This window comes from Pseudonocardia sp. NPDC049154 (assembly GCF_040648315.1).
Taxonomy (GTDB): domain Bacteria; phylum Actinomycetota; class Actinomycetes; order Mycobacteriales; family Pseudonocardiaceae; genus Pseudonocardia.
Genome location: NZ_JBEZDN010000158.1, coordinates 1 through 16,480, shown reverse-complemented (window position 1 = coordinate 16,480; position 16,480 = coordinate 1). Strand labels below are relative to the sequence as shown.

Sequence of the window (16,480 nt, the reverse complement as noted above, 5' to 3'; positions counted from 1 at the left end):
GGCGCTGGCCGGGCTCGCGGTGGCCAGCGCCCCCATCCCCCCGCGCAGCGCCGCCCGCCGCGTGACCGGCCGCCGCCGGAGCTCGGCGCGGATCCACTCGTGCTGGTCCGCGACCGTCATGTCGCGGGCCAGCCGGCGCGGGATGCCGAGATCGGGCGTCTCACCCTCCGGGTTCACGGGCACGCCCCGACTGTCACCCGGTGATCGGTCCAGGGTGGTCAAGCCCTTCGGCGCGTCGGGAAAGGTCGACGACCGGGTGACCGTCGGTCGGGGTACGGGGCGGGGGGGCTTCCCGGCGCGGTCGCGGTGCGGTCGCGGCGCGGTCGCGGTGCGGTCGCGGTGCGGTCGCGGTGCGGTCGCGGTGCGGTCGCGGTGCGGTCGTGGTGCAGCCGTCGCCAGCCGGAGCCAGGCGCGGCGTCGGGACGCCCGGGTCCGACCGCCCTCGTGAGTGGCGATGGTCGCCACTCACAGGGTCTCTGAGAGCGGCCTGAGGCGTCGTGCGCGGTGGAGCGCTCCACGCGGATACGGTTCCGGGGTGCCCCGCCTGTTCCGCGCCGCCGGCGCGCGTGCCGCCGTGCGCCGAGCCGCGGCAAGATCCGAGCGCCCCCGGGGACGCCCGGTCCTCGACGTGTCGCGGCGCGGTCGTCGCGCCTCCGTCCTCGGCACCGCCGCGGTCGCGACGATCGCGCTGCTCGTCCTCACGCCCGGCACCGCCGCGGCCACGACCAGTACGAACACGACCGTCGGGTCCACCCCGACCCCCGCGCCCACCTCCGCGGACATCCGGACGAGCGACCAGCGCATCGACGTGCGTGGCGGGCCGGGCGTCCCCGGCACCGTCTCCCTCGACACCACGCTCTACCTGCCGGAGAGCACACCGGCGCCCGCGGTGCTCGTCGCGCACGGGTTCGGCGGGAGCAAGCGGTCCGTCGACACCGACGCCCGCCAGCTCGCCGACCGCGGGTACGTGGTGCTGACCTGGTCGGCGCGCGGGTTCGGCGCCAGCGGCGGGCAGATCGCGCTCGACTCCCCCGACCACGAGGTGGCCGACGCCGAGCAGCTGGTCGACTGGCTCGGCGGGCGCCCCGAGGTGCAGCAGGACGGGCCGGGCGACCCACGGGTCGGCGTGACCGGCGGGTCCTACGGCGGAGCGTTGTCCCTGCTCCTGGCCGGGTACGACCGGCGCGTCGACGCCCTCGCCCCCGTCATCACGTGGAACGACCTGTCCCAGGCCCTCTTCCCCAACGCCGGCGGCCCCACCGACCTGCCGGAGGACACCCCCGCACGCGGCACCTTCGGCGCCGACGGCGTGTTCAAGCGTGGTTGGGCCGGGGTGTTCTTCTCCTCCGGCTCGAGCGGCACCGGCGGGGCGGAGGGCGCCACGGGCGCCACGGGCGCCACCGACGACAGCACCGGCGCAACGAACGGCACCGCCCCCCGCGGCGCCGGCGACACGAACGGCGGCACCACCCGCAGCGACACCACCAGCAGCGACACCACCGGCGGCGACGGCAGCTCGGCGGCCGGCAGCGACACCGACGGCGACACGAACGGCAGCAGCGGCGAGAGCGCCACCACCAGCACGAACGACCTCGCCTCCGCCCTCGGCGCCCGCACCGGCGGCGGCCTGCCCGCCTCGGCCGTCCCGCCCGCCGCCCCGCCGGTGACCTGCGGCCGTTTCACCGCCGAGGTCTGCGCCGCCTACACCGAGGCCGCCACCACCGGCCGCCTCTCCCCCGCCACCGAAGCGCTGCTGCGTCGCTCCTCCCCGGTGTCGGTGACCGACCGCATCACCGCGCCGACGCTGATCGTGCAGGGCGAGCAGGACACCCTCTTCGGTCTCGACCAGGCCGACGCCAACGCCCGCCAGATCGCCGCACACGGCACCCCCGTGAAGCTGGCCTGGTACGCGGGCGGGCACGACGGCGGCTCCCCCGGCCAGCCGGTCCGCGACCAGATCGGCGAGTGGTTCGACTTCCACCTGCGCGGCACCGGCGAGGATCCCGGCACCTCCTTCTCCTACGAGGTGGAGAGCGGCATCCGCGCCGGCCGGACCACCACCACGAGCCGGACGGTCGTCGCCGACGCCTACCCCGGCCTGTCCGGCGCCGCGCCCGTCACCACGCAGACCCTGCCGCTCACGGGCCAGCCGCAGGTCGTCGCCAACCCGGCCGGCGGGAACCCGGCGGCGATCACGTCGCTGCCCGGCCTCGGCGGCGCGCTCGGGTCGCTGGGCAGCCGGCTCTCGGCGTTCACCGCCGACCTGCCCGGCCAGTCCGCGCTCTTCACCGGGCCGGCGCTCACCGCGCAGACGGACGTCGCGGGCGCGCCGCGCCTCGACGTCACCGTCTCGCGGATGCCCGGCCAGCCGGCCGCCGACGAGGCCGTCCTGTTCGCCAAGACCTACGAGGTCGGCCAGGACGGGCTGCGCCAGCTGCTGGGCAACGCCGTCGCGCCGGTCCGCGTGGCCGTCCCCGCCGACGGCAGCCCTGCCCGGGTGTCGATCACGCTGCCCGGCGTGGTGGCACCCGTCGAGGTCGGCAACCGCCTCGTGGTCTCGATCAGCACCACCGACCAGGGCTTCGCCTCGCCCGGCGAGCCGGCGGTCTGGCGGATCGGGCTGGCCGAGGGCGCCACGCTCGCGGTGCCGGTGGTGCCCGGCCGGGCCGTCACGACCAGCACGGTGCCGGTCTGGCCGCTGGTCGGGATCGGCGTCGTCCTGCTGCTGTCCCTGGTGGGCTGGCTGGTCGCGAAGGCGCTGCGCCGCCGCCGCGAGGTCCCGCCCGCCGGGGCCGCCGACGCCCCGCCACTGGAGATAAGCGGGCTCGCCAAGACCTACAAGGGCGGGTTCAGCGCGGTGAAGGAGGTGTCGTTCACCGTGCAGCCCGGCATGGTGCTGGGGCTGCTCGGCCCGAACGGCGCCGGCAAGACGACCGTGCTGCGCATGCTGATGGGCCTGATCTCGCCGACGTCCGGGTCGATCCGGGCGTTCGGGGAGCCCGTCGGGCCCGGCGCTCCGGTGCTGGCCCGGATCGGCGCGTTCGTCGAGGGCCCCGGCTTCCTGCCGCATCTCTCCGGAGCCGACAACCTGCGGCTCTACTGGGCCGCCACCGGCCGGCCCACCGAGGAGGCGCACCTCGAGGAGGCGCTGGAGGTCGCGGGGCTCGGCGAGTCGGTGCACCGCCGCGTCGGCACCTACTCGCAGGGCATGCGGCAACGCCTCGCGATCGCCCAGGCCATGCTCGGCCTGCCGGAGCTGCTCGTGCTCGACGAACCGACCAACGGGCTCGACCCGCCCCAGATCCACGCGATGCGGGAGCTGCTGCGGCGCTACGCCGAGGGCGGCCGGACCGTGCTCGTCTCCAGCCACCTGCTGGCGGAGGTCGAGCAGACGTGCACGCACGTCGTCGTCATGCACCACGGCCGGGTCGTCGCGGACGGCACGGTCGACGACATCATCGCCGGCGGCGGAGCGGCCAGCTTCGGCGTCGACGCGCCGGACCGCGCGATCGAGGTCCTCGCGGCGCTCGACGGTGTGCGCGACGTCGCGGCCGAGGGTCGCCTGGTGCACGCGGAGCTCAACGGCACCCCGCGCGCGTCCGCGGTGCAGGCCCTGGTCGCGGCCGGGATCTCGGTGGAGTCCGCCGGCCCGCGCCGCCGCCTGGAGGACGCGTTCCTCCAGCTCGTGGGAGAGGACACGGCACCATGACGCAGCCGAGCGAGCACGAGTCGCGGGTCGACTGGCTGCACCGGGACGCGAAGTACGCCGACCCGTCGACGCGGAAGGGGCACGTCGGCCTGCTGGCGGCGGAGGGCTCGCCCGCGACGTCGTACCGGGCGGGCCGGACGCTCCCGCTGCGGGTCGAGCTGGTCCGCCAGCTCAAGCGGCGCCGCACGCAGGTGACGTTCGCGCTGGTCGCGCTGCTGCCGGTGATCCTCTGGATCGCCTTCTCGCTGACGAGCGACGAGGGCCCGGGCACCTCGGTCAACCTGGTCGACCTGGCCAAGGGCAGCGGCACCAACTTCGCCGTGTTCGCCCTCTTCGCCACGGGCGGGTTCCTGCTGGTCGTGGTGGTCGCGCTGTTCTTCGGCGACACGGTGGCGTCGGAGGCGTCGTGGTCGTCGCTGCGGTACCTGCTCGCCGCACCGGTGCCCCGCGCGCGCCTGTTGCGGCAGAAGGCGATCGTGGCCGGGCTGCTGTCCTTCACGGCGCTGCTGCTGCTCCCGGTGGTGGCGCTCGTGGTCGGCACGCTCGCCTACGGCACCGGCGACCTCGTCAGCCCCACCGGCGAGTCGCTGGGCTACTGGGCCGCGGCCGGACGCGCGCTGCTCGGCGGGATCTACGTGGCGGTGAACCTGCTCTGGGTCGCCGGCCTGGCGCTCCTGCTCTCGGTGAGCACCGACGCCCCGCTCGGGGCCGTCGGCGGCGCCGTGATGACGTCGATCGTCTCGCAGATCCTCGACCAGATCACCGCGCTCGAGGATCTGCGGAACTACCTGCCGACGCACTACGCCAACGCGTGGTCCGACCTCCTCGCGAGCCGGATCGACTGGGGCGACATGACCCGGGGCGCCTTCGGCAGCATCACCTGGGCCGCGGTGCTGTTCGCGCTGGCGGCCTGGCGGTTCCACCGCAAGGACGTCACCAGCTGACGTCAGACCGCCCGGGCGTCCGCCTCCAGCAACGCGCGGATGCCCGGCGCGGTCGACCCTGCGAGCACCGTCCCGGCGAGGGACGGGACGTGCACCTCGACCTCGTCGGCGATCCGGTAGGGCCGGGCGAGCAGCAGCCCGCCCAGCCCGCGGCGCAGCCTGCTCATCTCGGCGCGGACCGTGACCAGGTGGTCGCGGTCGCCGTAGAGGGCGGCGGACAGGGCCCCGGCGTCGAGCCCCCTGACCCCGGCCCGGGCCAGCAGCACCAGCAGCTCGGCGTGCCGGGTGGACAGCGGGTGGACCCACCGGGCCGAGCCGTCGACGACCGCACGCGGCCGGCCCGCGGCGAGGTCCAGGGTCAGGCTCAGCCCGCCCGACGTCGCCGAGCCGGCGTCGGCCGACCGCAGGAGCCATCCGCCGGGCACCGGCTCGGGGAGGCACAGCCCGACCCCGTGCACGGCCAGCGGCCGGTCGGCGCGCGGCGCGGCGACCCGCTCGATGCTCGGCATCCCGGTGACGGCGGCGACCCAGCCGTGGTCGTCGACCACCAGCCCGGCGCCGGGCACCGCGGACAGCAGCGGGGCCGCGACGCCGCGCAGCGCGTCCAGCCGGACCTCGTGCTGGCGCCACAGGCTCGCCTCGGCCAGCTTCACCGCGGTCCCGACCAGTGCGACGGTCGTCGGGTGGATCGTCTCGGCGGGCCCGCTGACGTCGACCACGCCGAGCAGCTCGCCGGTCCGCGGGTCGTGCACGGGGCAGGCGGTGCAGGTCCAGACGTGGTGCGACCGCACGAAGTGCTCGGCCGCGAAGAGCTGGACGGGCGCGCCCTCGGCCAGCGCGGTCCCGATCGCGTTGGTGCCGACCGACGCCTCGGACCAGTCCGCGCCCTCGGTGAAGCCCAGCGCGTCCGCCCGGTGGCGGACCCGGTTCGAGCCCTCCCGCCACAGCAGGATCCCGTCCGCGTCCGTCACGACCATGACGTGCCGGGCGTCCTCCGCGACCGAGGTCAGCGCCGCGCGCAGCTCGGGCAGGACGCGCTGCAGCGGGGAGCCGGCCCGCCGCCGCTCGACCTGGTCGGCCGCGAGCGGGCCCGCCGGCTCGCCGTGCTCGGGATCGACGCCCTGGGCGCGCACGCGCTGCCAGGACCGGGCGACCAGGGACCGGATCTCGGGCGACGGGCTCGCCCCGGCCAGGACGGCGTCGTGCAGGTGGGCGAGGACCTTCGCATGCCGCCCGACGTCCGTGCCCGGGCGCACCGCGCACACACCGCGTCCGCCCGGTGCCCCGTCGCCCGTGTCGCTGTCCCTGTTGATCCGCGCGCCCGCCACGTCACCTCCGCCCCGCCCCGGCACGGCTCCGGTGTGCGGCCGCGGCGCGACGCGTCACGGCGACGGGACGTGTCGCTCACCATAGCCCGAGGGCGGCGCGGAGCGTGCCGTCCGACAGGTCAGGCAGCCGTGCGCCGATCGCCGACGACCGGCTCCTCCTCGGTGCCGTCGGTGCCGTCGGTGCCGTCGGTGCCGTCGGTGCCGACCACCTCCGCGGACGTGGTCCGGGCGGGCCGCGGCGTGCCCAGCAGCACCCCGCCCACGATGACGACGGCGGAGACCAGCTCCGTCACGCTCGGCCGCTCCCCCAGCACCGCGGCGGCGAGCGCGATCCCGACCACCGGCACCAGCAGCGAGTACGGCGCGACGACGCCCGCCGGGTACCGCCGCATCAGCCAGGTCCAGATCCCGGAGCCCACGACCGTCGCCATCAGGGACAGGTAGACGACGGCGGCGAGCCCGGGCAGGCCGTCGACCGAGAAGGCCGCGCCCAGCGCCGACCAGCCCGCGCCCGGTCCCTCGGTCAGCATCGACGCGGTGAACAGCGGGATCGGCGGGATGACGCACATCCACAGAGTGAGGTGCATCGGCTTCGGCGGCGCCGCGAGCCGGCTGCAGAGGTTGCCGAACGCCCAGCCCAGCGCCCCGCACAGCGTCAGCAGGACCGGGACCAGGGCCGCCGACTGGGCCCGCGAGACCGCGATCGCCGCCAGACCCAGCACCGCCAGCCCGATCCCGACGGCCTGCCGCGCCGTGAGCCGCTCGCGCAGGAGCAGCGCGCCGAGCAGCACCGTGAACGGGGCCGAGGCCTGCAGCACCAGCGAGGCGAGCCCGGTCGGCATCCCGACGTCCATCGCCACGAACAGGAAGAGGAACTGGACCGTGCCGAACCCGAGCCCGTAGCCGAGCAGCCACTTCAGCGGCACCTGCGGCCGCGGCACGAACAGCAGCGCCGGGACCGCGATGACCAGCATCCGCAGGCCCGCGAGGAAGAGCGGCGGGAAGTGGTCGAGACCGACGTGGATGGCCAGGAAGTTCCCGCCCCACAGGGCGGCGACGAGAACGGCGAGCAGGCGGTGTCGTGCGGTCACGGTCCGAGGGTGCGCCGCCGGAACCTGAAGGACCAGCGTCATCTTCTGAAGAGACCTTGTAGCGTGGCTTCATGGACGTGCAGCGCTTGCGGATCCTCCGCGAGCTCGCCGACCGGGGCTCGGTCACGGCGGTCGCGCAGGCCCTGCGGTACACCCCGTCGGCCATCTCGCAGCAGCTCAAGGCGCTGGCCGAGGAGGTCGGCGTCCCGCTGACCGAGCCCGCGGGCCGGGGCCTGCGGCTCACCGCGGCCGGGCTGGCGCTGGTCGCCGAGGCCGAGCACGTCCTCGCCGCACTCGCTCGGGCCGAGGCGGCGGTGCAGGCGCTGCGGACCACGCCCCACGGCGTAGTCCGGATGGCGATGTTCCCTTCGGGGGCGCGGATGATGCTGGCCGGGCTGCTGCGCCGGGTCGCGGGCACCGGCATCGACCTGCAGGTCCGCGACCTGGACATGACCCCGCCCGAGGTCCCCGTCCTGGCCGCGGACCACGATCTCGTCGTCGCGCACCGGGACGAGCACGCCGACCCGCTCGCGAGCGCCCGGCACCGTGTCGTGCCCCTGGTCCGGGAGCCCCTCGACGTCGTCCTGCCGCCCGGGCACCCGCTCGGCCGGCACCGCCGGCTCCGGCTCGACCAGCTCGCCGGCGAGCCGTGGATCAGCGTGAACGTCGGCTGGCCGGTCGACGACGTGCTGCGCTCGCTCACCACCCGCACCGGCACCCGGCCCCGGGTCGTCCAGCGGATCAACGACTTCGCCGTGACCGAGGAGCTCGTGGCGGCGGGGGTCGGGGTCGCCCTGCTCCCCCGCTGGTCGACCGACGACCGGGGCGGCCGGCGCTTCCTGCGCCGCCCCCTCGCCGGCGTGCGCGCGGCCCGGCTGGTGGAGGTGGTGATGCGGGAGAGCGTGGCCGAACGCCCCGCCGTGCGAACCGTGGTGGACGCCCTGCACGCCACCATCGCCGAGACCACGGGCGTGCGGAGGTCCTAGGGGCGCTTGCTCTTCGGCAGCTTCGCGACGATCGCGTCGTACGACTCGTCGACCAGCTCGCGGAGCTCGTCGGCCGGCACCGTGCCGTCGAGCGCGACGACGTTCCAGCCGAAGCGCCCGATGTACGGCGACGCCGCGACCGTGTCCGGGTAGCGGTCGCGCAGCTCGGCCGCCTCGTCCGCGTCCCGCCCGCACTTCAGCCCGACGCCCTCGCCGCCCAGGAACGCGAAGATCTTGCCGCCGACCTTGGCCACGAGATCGCCCTCCCACGGCTCGTCGGCCACCGCACCGGGCTTGTCGAGGGCGTAGGCGGTGATCTCGTCGTGGTTCACGCGGGGCCGATCTCCGCCGGGCGGCGCACGTAGTACCGCCAGGCCACGGCCAGCATCGCGATCGCAACGATCACGTAGGTCGCCCCGACGAGCTGCTGACCAGCGTTCCAGCCCAGCTCGACCTGGTTGTTTCCCGGCAGCCAGCGGAAGGGGGCGAGGAAGAAGGTGACCAGGAGCACCAGCTCGACGGCGATCCAGCCGGGTCGCCGGGTCCGCACGGCATGGGCCCCCACGGCGACGACGGCCGGCGCGATCCACACCCAGTGGTGCGACCACGAGGTCGGCGAGACCAGCAGCATGAACGCGGCCATGGCGGACATCGCGATCGCCGGGTCGGCGCGCCGGACCGTCGGGACGAGCAGGACCAGGAGCACCAGCGAGACGACGACCCAGATGCCGGTCAGCAGCGGGCCCTCGACACCCCAGCGCGCGACGACCGCCTGGACGGTCTCGTTGGTGTAGAACACCGAGCCGCTGACGCCGGCCGCCGGGCCGCCGAACCAGTAGGCGGCCGACGCGTGGGCATCGACCAGGAAGCCCACCGCGGTCGCGACGGCGGCGGTGACCACGGTGACCACGGCCGCCCGGAAGTCACGGCGCAGCAGGAAGAACAGCACGAACGCCGCGGGCGTCAGCTTGATCGCCGCGGCCAGCCCCACGAGCAGGCCCCGGGGCCAAGGGGTGCGCGGGGCCAGGCAGTCGACCGCCACCAGGGCCATCAGGATGATGTTGACCTGGCCGAACTCGAAGGTCTGCAGCACCGGCTCGATCCACAGCAGCGCCGGCAGCGCCAGGAACGCCACCGACACGGCTCCGCTGCGGCCGCCCGCGGGCCAGGCCCTCAGCGCCGCGACGTACAGCGTGACCGCGAGCGAGGCCAGCGAGAGCACGAACAGCAGCACCCACGCCGCCGTCCACGGCAGCAGCGCCAGCGGGGTGAGCACCATCGCCGCGAAGACCGGGTAGATGAACGGCAGCGCCAGCCCGGAGATCGTGGGCGGCAGCGGGCCGTACATGTCCCCGCCCTGCAGCCAGGTGTCGACGCCGAGCCGGTAGACCTCGAGGTCGATGTGGTAGCCGTGCGTGTGCAGCAGCAGGGCCGCGACCGAGATCGCCAGCAGCGGCAGGCTGATCACGAACGAGCGCCGAGACAGCACTCGGAGCCGGACCCGCCGGACCATCTCGGCGGCGCCCGGTCGGGTGCTGGAGAGGGTCACGCGGTCCTCCGGCTCGTGCGTCGAAACGGCGCCCACCGTAGCAACGCGCCGGATCCACGCGGCAACGCGCCGCAGTGCGGCCGCCGCGGCACCGCGCCGAGCCACGGCGGCACCGCGCCGGGGCTCAGCTGATCCCCGCCGCGTCCATCCCCCGCAGCTCCTTCTTCAGGTCCTGGATCTCGTCCCGCAGCCGGGCGGCCAGCTCGAACTGCAGGTCGCGGGCCGCCGCGAGCATCTGGTCGTTCATCTGCTGGATGAGGTCGGCCAGCTCCGCCCGCGGCATCGCCGTGGTGTCGCGGCCCGCCACGATCCCCGAGCTGCCCCCGGACGCGCGGCCCGGCTCGCCCGCGGCCCGCTTGCCCCGGGAGGCGTTGCGCCCCGAGCCGCCGACCGGCACCTCCGAGTCCTCCGCCTCGCGGTAGACCTGGTCGAGGATGTCGGCGATCTTCTTCCGCAGCGGCTGCGGGTCGATCCCCTTCTCCGTGTTGTAGGCGATCTGCTTGGCCCGGCGGCGCTCCGTCTCGTCGATGGCGTGCTGCATCGACTCGGTGACCGTGTCGGCGTACATGTGCACCTGGCCGGACACGTTGCGCGCCGCGCGGCCGATCGTCTGGATCAGCGAGGTGCCGGACCGGAGGAAGCCCTCCTTGTCCGCGTCGAGGATCGCGACGAGCGACACCTCGGGCAGGTCGAGGCCCTCGCGGAGCAGGTTGATGCCGACCAGCACGTCGTACTCCCCGAGCCGCAGCTGCCGGAGCAGCTCGACCCGGCGCAGGGTGTCGACCTCGGAGTGCAGGTACCGGACCCGGATGCCCAGCTCGAGCAGGTAGTCGGTGAGGTCCTCGGCCATCTTCTTGGTCAGCGTGGTGACCAGGACCCGCTCGTCCCGCTCGGCGCGCTCGCGGATCTCGCCCACCAGGTCGTCGATCTGGCCCTTGGTGGGCTTCACGACGATCTCCGGGTCGACCAGGCCCGTCGGGCGGATGACCTGCTCGACGAACTCGCCGCCGGTGCGCGACAGCTCGTACGGGCCCGGGGTGGCGGACAGGTAGACCGTCTGGCCGATCCGGTCGGCGAACTCCTCCCAGGTCAGCGGGCGGTTGTCGACCGCCGACGGCAGCCGGAAGCCGAACTCCACCAGGTTCCGCTTGCGGGACATGTCGCCCTCGTACATGCCGCCGATCTGCGGCACGGTGACGTGCGACTCGTCGATGACCAGCAGGAAGTCGTCCGGGAAGTAGTCGATGAGGGTGGCCGGCGCGGTGCCCGGGCCGCGGCCGTCGATGTGCCGCGAGTAGTTCTCGATGCCGGAGCAGAACCCGACCTGCCGGATCATCTCCAGGTCGTACTGGGTGCGCATGCGCAGCCGCTGGGCCTCGAGCAGCTTGCCCTGGTTCTCCAGCTCGGCGAGCCGCTCCTCCAGCTCCTTCTCGATGTCCCGGACCGCGCGCTCCATCCACTCCGGACCCGCGACGTAGTGCGTGGCCGGGAAGATCCGCACGGTGTCGACCTGCTTCACCACGTCCCCGGTCAGCGGGTGCAGGTAGTAGAGCGCCTCGATCTCGTCGCCGAAGAACTCGATCCGGATCGCGAGCTCCTCGTACGCCGGGATGATCTCCACGGTGTCGCCGCGCACCCGGAAGGTGCCGCGGGCGAAGCTCAGGTCGTTGCGCGTGTACTGCACGTCGACCAGCAGGCGCAGGAACGCGTCCCGGTCGATCTCGCCGCCGACGTCGAGCTTCACGGAGCGGTCGAGGTACGACTGCGGCGTGCCCAGGCCGTAGATGCAGGACACCGACGCGACGACCACGACGTCCCTGCGCGACAACAGGTTCTGCGTGGCGGAGTGCCGCAGGCGCTCCACGTCGTCGTTGATCGAGGAGTCCTTCTCGATGTACGTGTCCGTCTGCGCGATGTACGCCTCGGGCTGGTAGTAGTCGTAGTACGAGACGAAGTACTCGACCGCGTTGTTCGGGAGCATCTCCCGCAGCTCGTTGGCCAGCTGCGCAGCGAGCGTCTTGTTCGGGGCCATCACCAGGGTGGGCCGCTGCACCCGCTCGATCAGCCACGCGGTGGTGGCCGACTTGCCGGTACCGGTGGCGCCGAGCAGCACCACGTCCTGCTCGCCGCGCTTGAGCCGCTTCTCCAGCTCCTCGATCGCCGCCGGCTGGTCGCCCGCGGGCTCGTACTCGCTGACGACCTCGAAGTGCCCGCCGGTGCGCTCGATCTCGCCCACGGGGCGGTACTCCGAATGCGCGAGCGGGACCTCCGCCTCGCCGCCCTCGCGTGCGCTGCCGGGAACCTCTGTCGCGAATGCCACGATCCCAGGGTACGAGCGACCCCCGACAGTTTCCTGCCGCCGAACCCCCCGCGCGGACCGTTCGTCGGGCAGGATCGGCCGCGTGCACCCGCCGAAGATCCAGACCTTCGACGTGCCCGCCCGCGTCAACCTCGACACCAAGGGCGTCCGGCGGGAGGTGGCGGAGTACCGCCGCACTCCGTTCGGGCTCTACATGAGCCGGCCGGTGGTGGGCCGGGCGTCCGCGTGGTGGATCGAGTCGTGGCTGCTGCCCGACCTCGGGCTCGTGGTCACCGACTGGCAGTGGAACCCCGGGCACGAGCGCGAGCAGGACTTCTACCTCGACGTCGCCCGCATCGAGCCGGGCGAGGGCACGTGGCGGACCACCGACCTCTACCTCGACCTCGTGGTCAAGCGGGGCCTCTGGACCGAGGTGCTCGACGTCGACGAGTTCGTCGAGGCCGTGGCCGGCGGGCTGATCGACACCGCGACGGCGGAGTGGGCGCTGCACCGCTGCCACACGACCGTGGCCGCGCTGGCGGCGCACGGCCACGACCTGGACGCCTGGCTCGCGGAGCACGGCGTGGTCCTCACCTGGCAGGGGCCGGGCGAGGAGGTGCGGCCAGCGGGCTGACCGCCCCCGACGGCGCCGGCGGCGGGCTCAGATCGTCGGCACGGGCCGACCTGCCCGGGGCCACCGCGGGCGCGGTGCTCAGGCGATCAGCCCTGTCCGGCGCCCCGCGGGCGCCGCGCTCAGGCGATCAGCGCGGCCAGCAGGCCCTGCTGCTCCGCCGTGGTGGTCGAGGTCGGCGTCGAGGTCCGCGTGGTCGTGGTGGTCGTGCTGGTCGGTGAGGCCGAGGTCCGGGTGGTGGTCGGCGTGGTCGGGTCCGGGTCGCCCTCGTCCGTCGGCGTCGGCTTCGTGGTGGTCGGCTTCGGCGTCGTGGTCGTCGGCTTCGGCGTGGTCGTGACGACCGGGGGCGGCTCCACGGGGACCGGCGCCGGCGCGACCGGCTCCTGCGTGGTCGTGCGGGCGCGCGTGGTCGTCGTGCGCTTCTTCGTCGTGGTCGGGACGGGCTCCGCGGCCGCGACGGGCGGGGCGACGACCGGCGGCGGCGCCACGGTGGTGGTCACCGGCGGCGGCGTGGTGGTGGGCACCTGCGCCACGGGTGCGACGACGACGGGCGCGGGCTCGGCGGCGGCCGTGCCGATCGCGGTGACCCCGCCGAGGGCACCGACGGTCAGCACCGCGGCCGCGGCGGCACCGCTCGCACGGTTGGCCGCACCGGCCCGCCGGATGACGTCCTCGATCGCGGGCAACGAGACGCCCGCGGCCAGCTCGTCGTCGAGCCTGCGGAGCTCGTCCGCGCCGCGTCCCTCCGGACGCGTGCCGTACTGCACCGGGTTGGTCACCGGGCCTCCTCCTGGTCCGCGCCCTCGGTCGTGCTCTCGGTCGTGCTCTCGGTCGTCTTCGCGTCCCCGCCGGACCGCTCGTCGGCGTCGGCGCCGTCCCCGCGCATCGCGGGCGCCTCCGGGACGGCCACCACGGTCGCCGAGTCCACGTGCCCGGCCCGCTCGCCGGACTCGGGAGGCAGGAGCGGGACGCTCCCCAGCGCGGCCAGACCGGCCACGCCCTCCTCGATCAGGCTCCCCACCCGGTTGAGCCGCGCCTGCACGGTTCCCGGCGACACCCGCTCCAGCGCGGCGACCTCGCGGACGCCCATGCCGGCCATGTAGACCAGCACCGCCGTGCGCCGCTCGTCGGCCGGGACCCGGGCGAGGGTGCGCAGCACGGCCGCCGTGCGCGGGTCGAGGCCCGCCTGCTCCTGCACCGGCGCACCGCGCAGCCCCAGGCGCGCGGCGAGACGCCGCCAGGTGCTCGCCGAGGACCGCACCGCGACCCGGCGCACCCACGCCTCGGCGTCGCCCTCGCGGATCTCCGACCAGCGGCGCCAGGCGCGGGAGTAGGCGTCCTGCACGAGGTCGTGGGCGGTGCCCGAGTCGAGGGTGATGGCGAAGAGCTGACCGACCAGCCGCGGGTAGTGCGCCTCGAGATGGGCGCCGAAGTCCGCGCGCAGCCCGCTCGGCGCGACCGACTCCGCGGAGAGGTCCCGCTCGACGACGGAGCCGTCGGCGGCGCTGTCCGGGGTGCTGCCGCCCGGGGTGCTGCCGCCCGGGGTGCTGCTGTCCGGGGTGCTGCCGTCCGAGGTGCTGTCGTCCGGGGTGGCGCCCTCCGGGGTCGCACCGTCCGCGACGACGCCGTCCGGCGCGCTCTCCTCCGGATCGGCCGGAGCGGGCTCCTGGTCGACCTGTGCGCTCACCCTCCGCCCCTTCGTCGCCCGGCTGCCTCCCGGCCGGGCCCCGCCGGGTCCGGCCACCGTTCCCCGCCGCGGGCGTCACCCGCCGTCACGGTCCTGCCCGCGTATCGCGCGGACCCGGTCCCCCGTTACAGCGAACCCCGACCCGGAATACGCCCGATCAGCCTAGTACGGCGGCGCCCAACCGGTGGACGCGGCCCACTGCTCGGCCCGGGGCAACGCGGCGTCGAACCACGGCTCCTTGCGCTCGACGTACCGGGTGGCGTCGGCGTCGCCGGCGAACTCGGCCGCGGCAGCCCGCTTGACCTGCAGGTACTCCGCCCGCGCCGCCTCGTCCGCCCGGAGCCAGTCGCGGAACAGCAGCGCGTAGCGCCAGCCGGGCGAGCCGTGCGGGCGCACGTGCAGGTGCACCCGCTGCGCCGGGTCCGCGCCGGCGAAGTAGCGCTTCCGCCAGTGCTCCGGGTCGGGGTCGGCCGGCTTCGGGTTGTCCTGCGTGATCCCGGGGATACGGATCAGGCCGATCGCGCGCAGCGGCTCGTCGAGGGTGTCGGCGTCGTCGAGCGAGGCGACCGCGAGCTGCAGGTCCGTGACGTCCTTCGCGGGCAGCCCGGGCACCGCGGTCGATCCGATGTGCTCCACCCCCCGGCCGTGCTCCCCCGCCGCCCGGGCGACCCGCGCGGCCAGGCGCGCACCCCGGTCCTGCCAGCCCGGCTCCGGGTCGACCAGGACCGGGGCTCCCCCGCGGACCGCGCGCCCGAGCCGGACGTTCTCCTCGAGGGGCACCAGGCGGTCGTGCCAGAGCCTGTCGACCCGGGCCCGCAGCTCCTCCTGGGAGCCGTCGTTGTGCAGCACCGCGTCGGCGACCGCCAGCCGCTCGGAGTCCGACGACTGCTTCGCGATCCGGGCCCGCGCGTCCTCCTCGGTCATCCCGCGGCTCTCCACGAGCCGGCGCACGCGCACCTCGGCGTCCGTGTGCACGACCACGACCAGCGGGAACCGGGTCGCGTTGCCCATCTCGACCAGCAGCGCGGCGTCGTGCACCACGACGGCGCCGGGTCCGGCCGCGGCGACCAGCTCGGCCTGCCGCCGGGCGATCAGGGGGTGGGTGATGCCGTTGAGCACGGCGAGCTGGGCGTCGTCGCCGAAGACGATCGAGGCGACCCTCGGCCGGTCCATCTCGCCGTTCGGCCCCACGACCTCGGGCCCGAACGCCTCGGCGATCCGGGCGAGCCCCTCGGACCCCTTCGCGACGACCTCGCGGGCGATGAGGTCGGCGTCGACGAGGACCGCCCCCAGCTCCACCAGCCGCCGCGAGACCGTCGACTTGCCCGCCCCGATACCGCCCGTCAGCCCGATCTCCAGCACGGGGACGACCGTACCTGCGGGTGGATCACCGGGCGGCGGCCACCGGCGACACCGCCTTCGGGGGCGTGGTGGTCGAGGGCGCGCTCGCGGGCGCCGGCGGCGCGCTCGTCTCCGGTGGGGCCGGTTGGGTCGCGCCGTCCTTGGGCAGCACGCGCAGCGCGAGGTCGACGAGCCGGTCGACGGGGGCGCCCGGGGCTCGCGCGGCCGCCGGGAGCACGAAGGTCAGCGTGTCCACGCCGTAGACGACGGCGAGCACGGTTTCGGTCCCCCGCTCGACCGCGACCGCGGGCGCGGCCCCGATCGACAGGTCCCGGGACTGCCCGTCCGACCGCTCGGCGTTGGTGTTGAGCTGCCACTGCCGCTTCGCCGCCGCGGCATCGCCGTAGCGCCCGATGTTGATGTCCAGCAACGTGTTCCCGCCGCCCTGGCCGCTCGCGGAGTAGCGGCAGCCGACGCGCTCGGTGCGGCCGACCGACGGCTCCGGGACGCCGCGGATGGTGCGCAGCGCGGTGGACCCGATGGGACGGGCGAAGAGGGCGCCGAGATCGTCCGGAGCGAGCAGGGAGCCGCAGTCGTCCGGAAGGGCGATCTTCGTGGCGGTGGCGCCCGACCCCGCCGCCGCCGACTCGGTGAAGGTCGGCACGGGCAGCGACTCCTCGCCGGTCGCGGTCGAACAGGCGGTCAGCACACCCAGCCCGACGGCCAGCATCGCCATCACACGCCCCCCGACCCGCATGGATCAACCGTAGATCCCCTTACATGATCGACACACGTGGCGCGCCCGGGGCGTCACGGAACGCAGCCCGATCGTGATCCGCGCGACACCCGGTGGAGTACCCCCGGACGCGGGGAGGGGCCCCGGCGCGCGGCGCCGGGCGGGGCGGCGTGCCGGGC

Annotated in this window: 14 protein-coding genes; 4 read left to right on the top strand and 10 right to left on the bottom strand. The window is 75.0% G+C overall.

The window, feature by feature from the left end:
• Window positions 1–183: hypothetical protein (locus AB0B41_RS38985; RefSeq protein ID WP_358212059.1), on the bottom strand; the 183-nt coding region annotated here is incomplete at its 3' end.
• A gap of 625 nt (window positions 184–808) precedes the next feature.
• On the opposite strand from AB0B41_RS38985, the gene AB0B41_RS38980 reads away from it, so the two are divergent.
• Both AB0B41_RS38980 and AB0B41_RS38975 read left to right on the top strand, forming a co-directional pair.
• On the top strand, window positions 809–3,709 hold the full coding sequence (locus AB0B41_RS38980; RefSeq protein WP_358212061.1) for an alpha/beta fold hydrolase: 2,901 nt from the start codon (window positions 809–811) through the stop codon (window positions 3,707–3,709).
• A complete protein-coding gene (locus AB0B41_RS38975) occupies window positions 3,706–4,653 on the top strand; it encodes an ABC transporter permease subunit (RefSeq protein WP_358212058.1) in 948 nt (315 codons plus the stop codon). The genes AB0B41_RS38980 and AB0B41_RS38975 overlap by 4 nt, the downstream gene beginning before the upstream one ends.
• Before the next feature lie 2 nt (window positions 4,654–4,655).
• On the opposite strand, the gene AB0B41_RS38970 is transcribed toward AB0B41_RS38975, so the two are convergent.
• Together AB0B41_RS38970 and AB0B41_RS38965 are read right to left on the bottom strand one after the other, a co-directional pair.
• Complete coding sequence (locus AB0B41_RS38970) at window positions 4,656–5,981, bottom strand: GAF domain-containing protein (RefSeq protein ID WP_358212057.1); 1,326 nt, start codon at window positions 5,979–5,981, stop codon at window positions 4,656–4,658.
• 119 nt (window positions 5,982–6,100) lie between these two features.
• Window positions 6,101–7,072 (bottom strand): EamA family transporter, encoded by a 972-nt coding sequence (locus AB0B41_RS38965; protein WP_358212056.1) that lies wholly within the window; start codon window positions 7,070–7,072, stop codon window positions 6,101–6,103.
• Between the two features lie 71 nt (window positions 7,073–7,143).
• Here AB0B41_RS38965 and AB0B41_RS38960 point away from each other — a divergent pair, with 71 nt between their 5' ends.
• Window positions 7,144–8,058 carry a LysR family transcriptional regulator gene (locus AB0B41_RS38960; protein ID WP_358212055.1) on the top strand — a complete coding sequence of 305 codons (915 nt, stop codon included), beginning with the start codon at window positions 7,144–7,146 and terminating at the stop codon, window positions 8,056–8,058.
• Here the strand turns inward: AB0B41_RS38960 and AB0B41_RS38955 are convergent.
• The 3 genes from AB0B41_RS38955 to uvrB all read right to left on the bottom strand — a co-directional run bounded on the left by AB0B41_RS38955 (window position 8,055) and on the right by uvrB (window position 11,927).
• The gene (locus AB0B41_RS38955; RefSeq protein WP_358212054.1) at window positions 8,055–8,390 is read right to left on the bottom strand and encodes an MmcQ/YjbR family DNA-binding protein; all 336 of its coding nucleotides are present in this window, start codon (window positions 8,388–8,390) and stop codon (window positions 8,055–8,057) included. The genes AB0B41_RS38960 and AB0B41_RS38955 overlap by 4 nt on opposite strands.
• Window positions 8,387–9,607, bottom strand: coding sequence for a glycosyltransferase 87 family protein (locus AB0B41_RS38950; RefSeq protein ID WP_358212053.1), 1,221 nt, complete (start codon window positions 9,605–9,607; stop codon window positions 8,387–8,389). Before AB0B41_RS38950 ends, AB0B41_RS38955 begins: the two co-directional genes overlap by 4 nt.
• 124 nt (window positions 9,608–9,731) lie before the next feature.
• Window positions 9,732–11,927 (bottom strand): excinuclease ABC subunit UvrB, encoded by a 2,196-nt coding sequence (gene uvrB, locus AB0B41_RS38945; RefSeq protein WP_358212052.1) that lies wholly within the window; start codon window positions 11,925–11,927, stop codon window positions 9,732–9,734.
• Between the two features lie 73 nt (window positions 11,928–12,000).
• Here uvrB and AB0B41_RS38940 point away from each other — a divergent pair, with 73 nt between their 5' ends.
• Window positions 12,001–12,540 (top strand): DUF402 domain-containing protein, encoded by a 540-nt coding sequence (locus tag AB0B41_RS38940; protein WP_358212060.1) that lies wholly within the window; start codon window positions 12,001–12,003, stop codon window positions 12,538–12,540.
• 119 nt (window positions 12,541–12,659) lie between these two features.
• On the opposite strand, the gene AB0B41_RS38935 is transcribed toward AB0B41_RS38940, so the two are convergent.
• From AB0B41_RS38935 to AB0B41_RS38920, 4 genes are all read right to left on the bottom strand, one after another.
• Entirely contained in the window at window positions 12,660–13,316 is a 657-nt protein-coding gene (locus tag AB0B41_RS38935) for a hypothetical protein (RefSeq protein WP_358212051.1), read from the bottom strand.
• Complete coding sequence (locus AB0B41_RS38930) at window positions 13,313–14,224, bottom strand: sigma factor (RefSeq protein ID WP_358212050.1); 912 nt, start codon at window positions 14,222–14,224, stop codon at window positions 13,313–13,315. The genes AB0B41_RS38935 and AB0B41_RS38930 overlap by 4 nt, the downstream gene beginning before the upstream one ends.
• Before the next feature lie 162 nt (window positions 14,225–14,386).
• Complete coding sequence (gene coaE, locus AB0B41_RS38925) at window positions 14,387–15,586, bottom strand: dephospho-CoA kinase (protein ID WP_358212049.1); 1,200 nt, start codon at window positions 15,584–15,586, stop codon at window positions 14,387–14,389.
• A gap of 25 nt (window positions 15,587–15,611) precedes the next feature.
• Window positions 15,612–16,322, bottom strand: coding sequence for a hypothetical protein (locus AB0B41_RS38920; RefSeq protein WP_358212048.1), 711 nt, complete (start codon window positions 16,320–16,322; stop codon window positions 15,612–15,614).
• Window positions 16,323–16,480 lie beyond the last annotated feature (158 nt).

Bases quoted from the DNA above. Each gene is read 5' to 3' on its own strand.
- AB0B41_RS38960 (WP_358212055.1), top strand. From the start codon at position 7,144: ATGGACGTGCAGCGCTTGCGGATCCTCCGCGAGCTCGCCGACCGGGGC.
- AB0B41_RS38975 (WP_358212058.1), top strand. From the start codon at position 3,706: ATGACGCAGCCGAGCGAGCACGAGTCGCGGGTCGACTGGCTGCACCGG.
- AB0B41_RS38920 (WP_358212048.1), bottom strand. From the start codon at position 16,322: ATGCGGGTCGGGGGGCGTGTGATGGCGATGCTGGCCGTCGGGCTGGGT.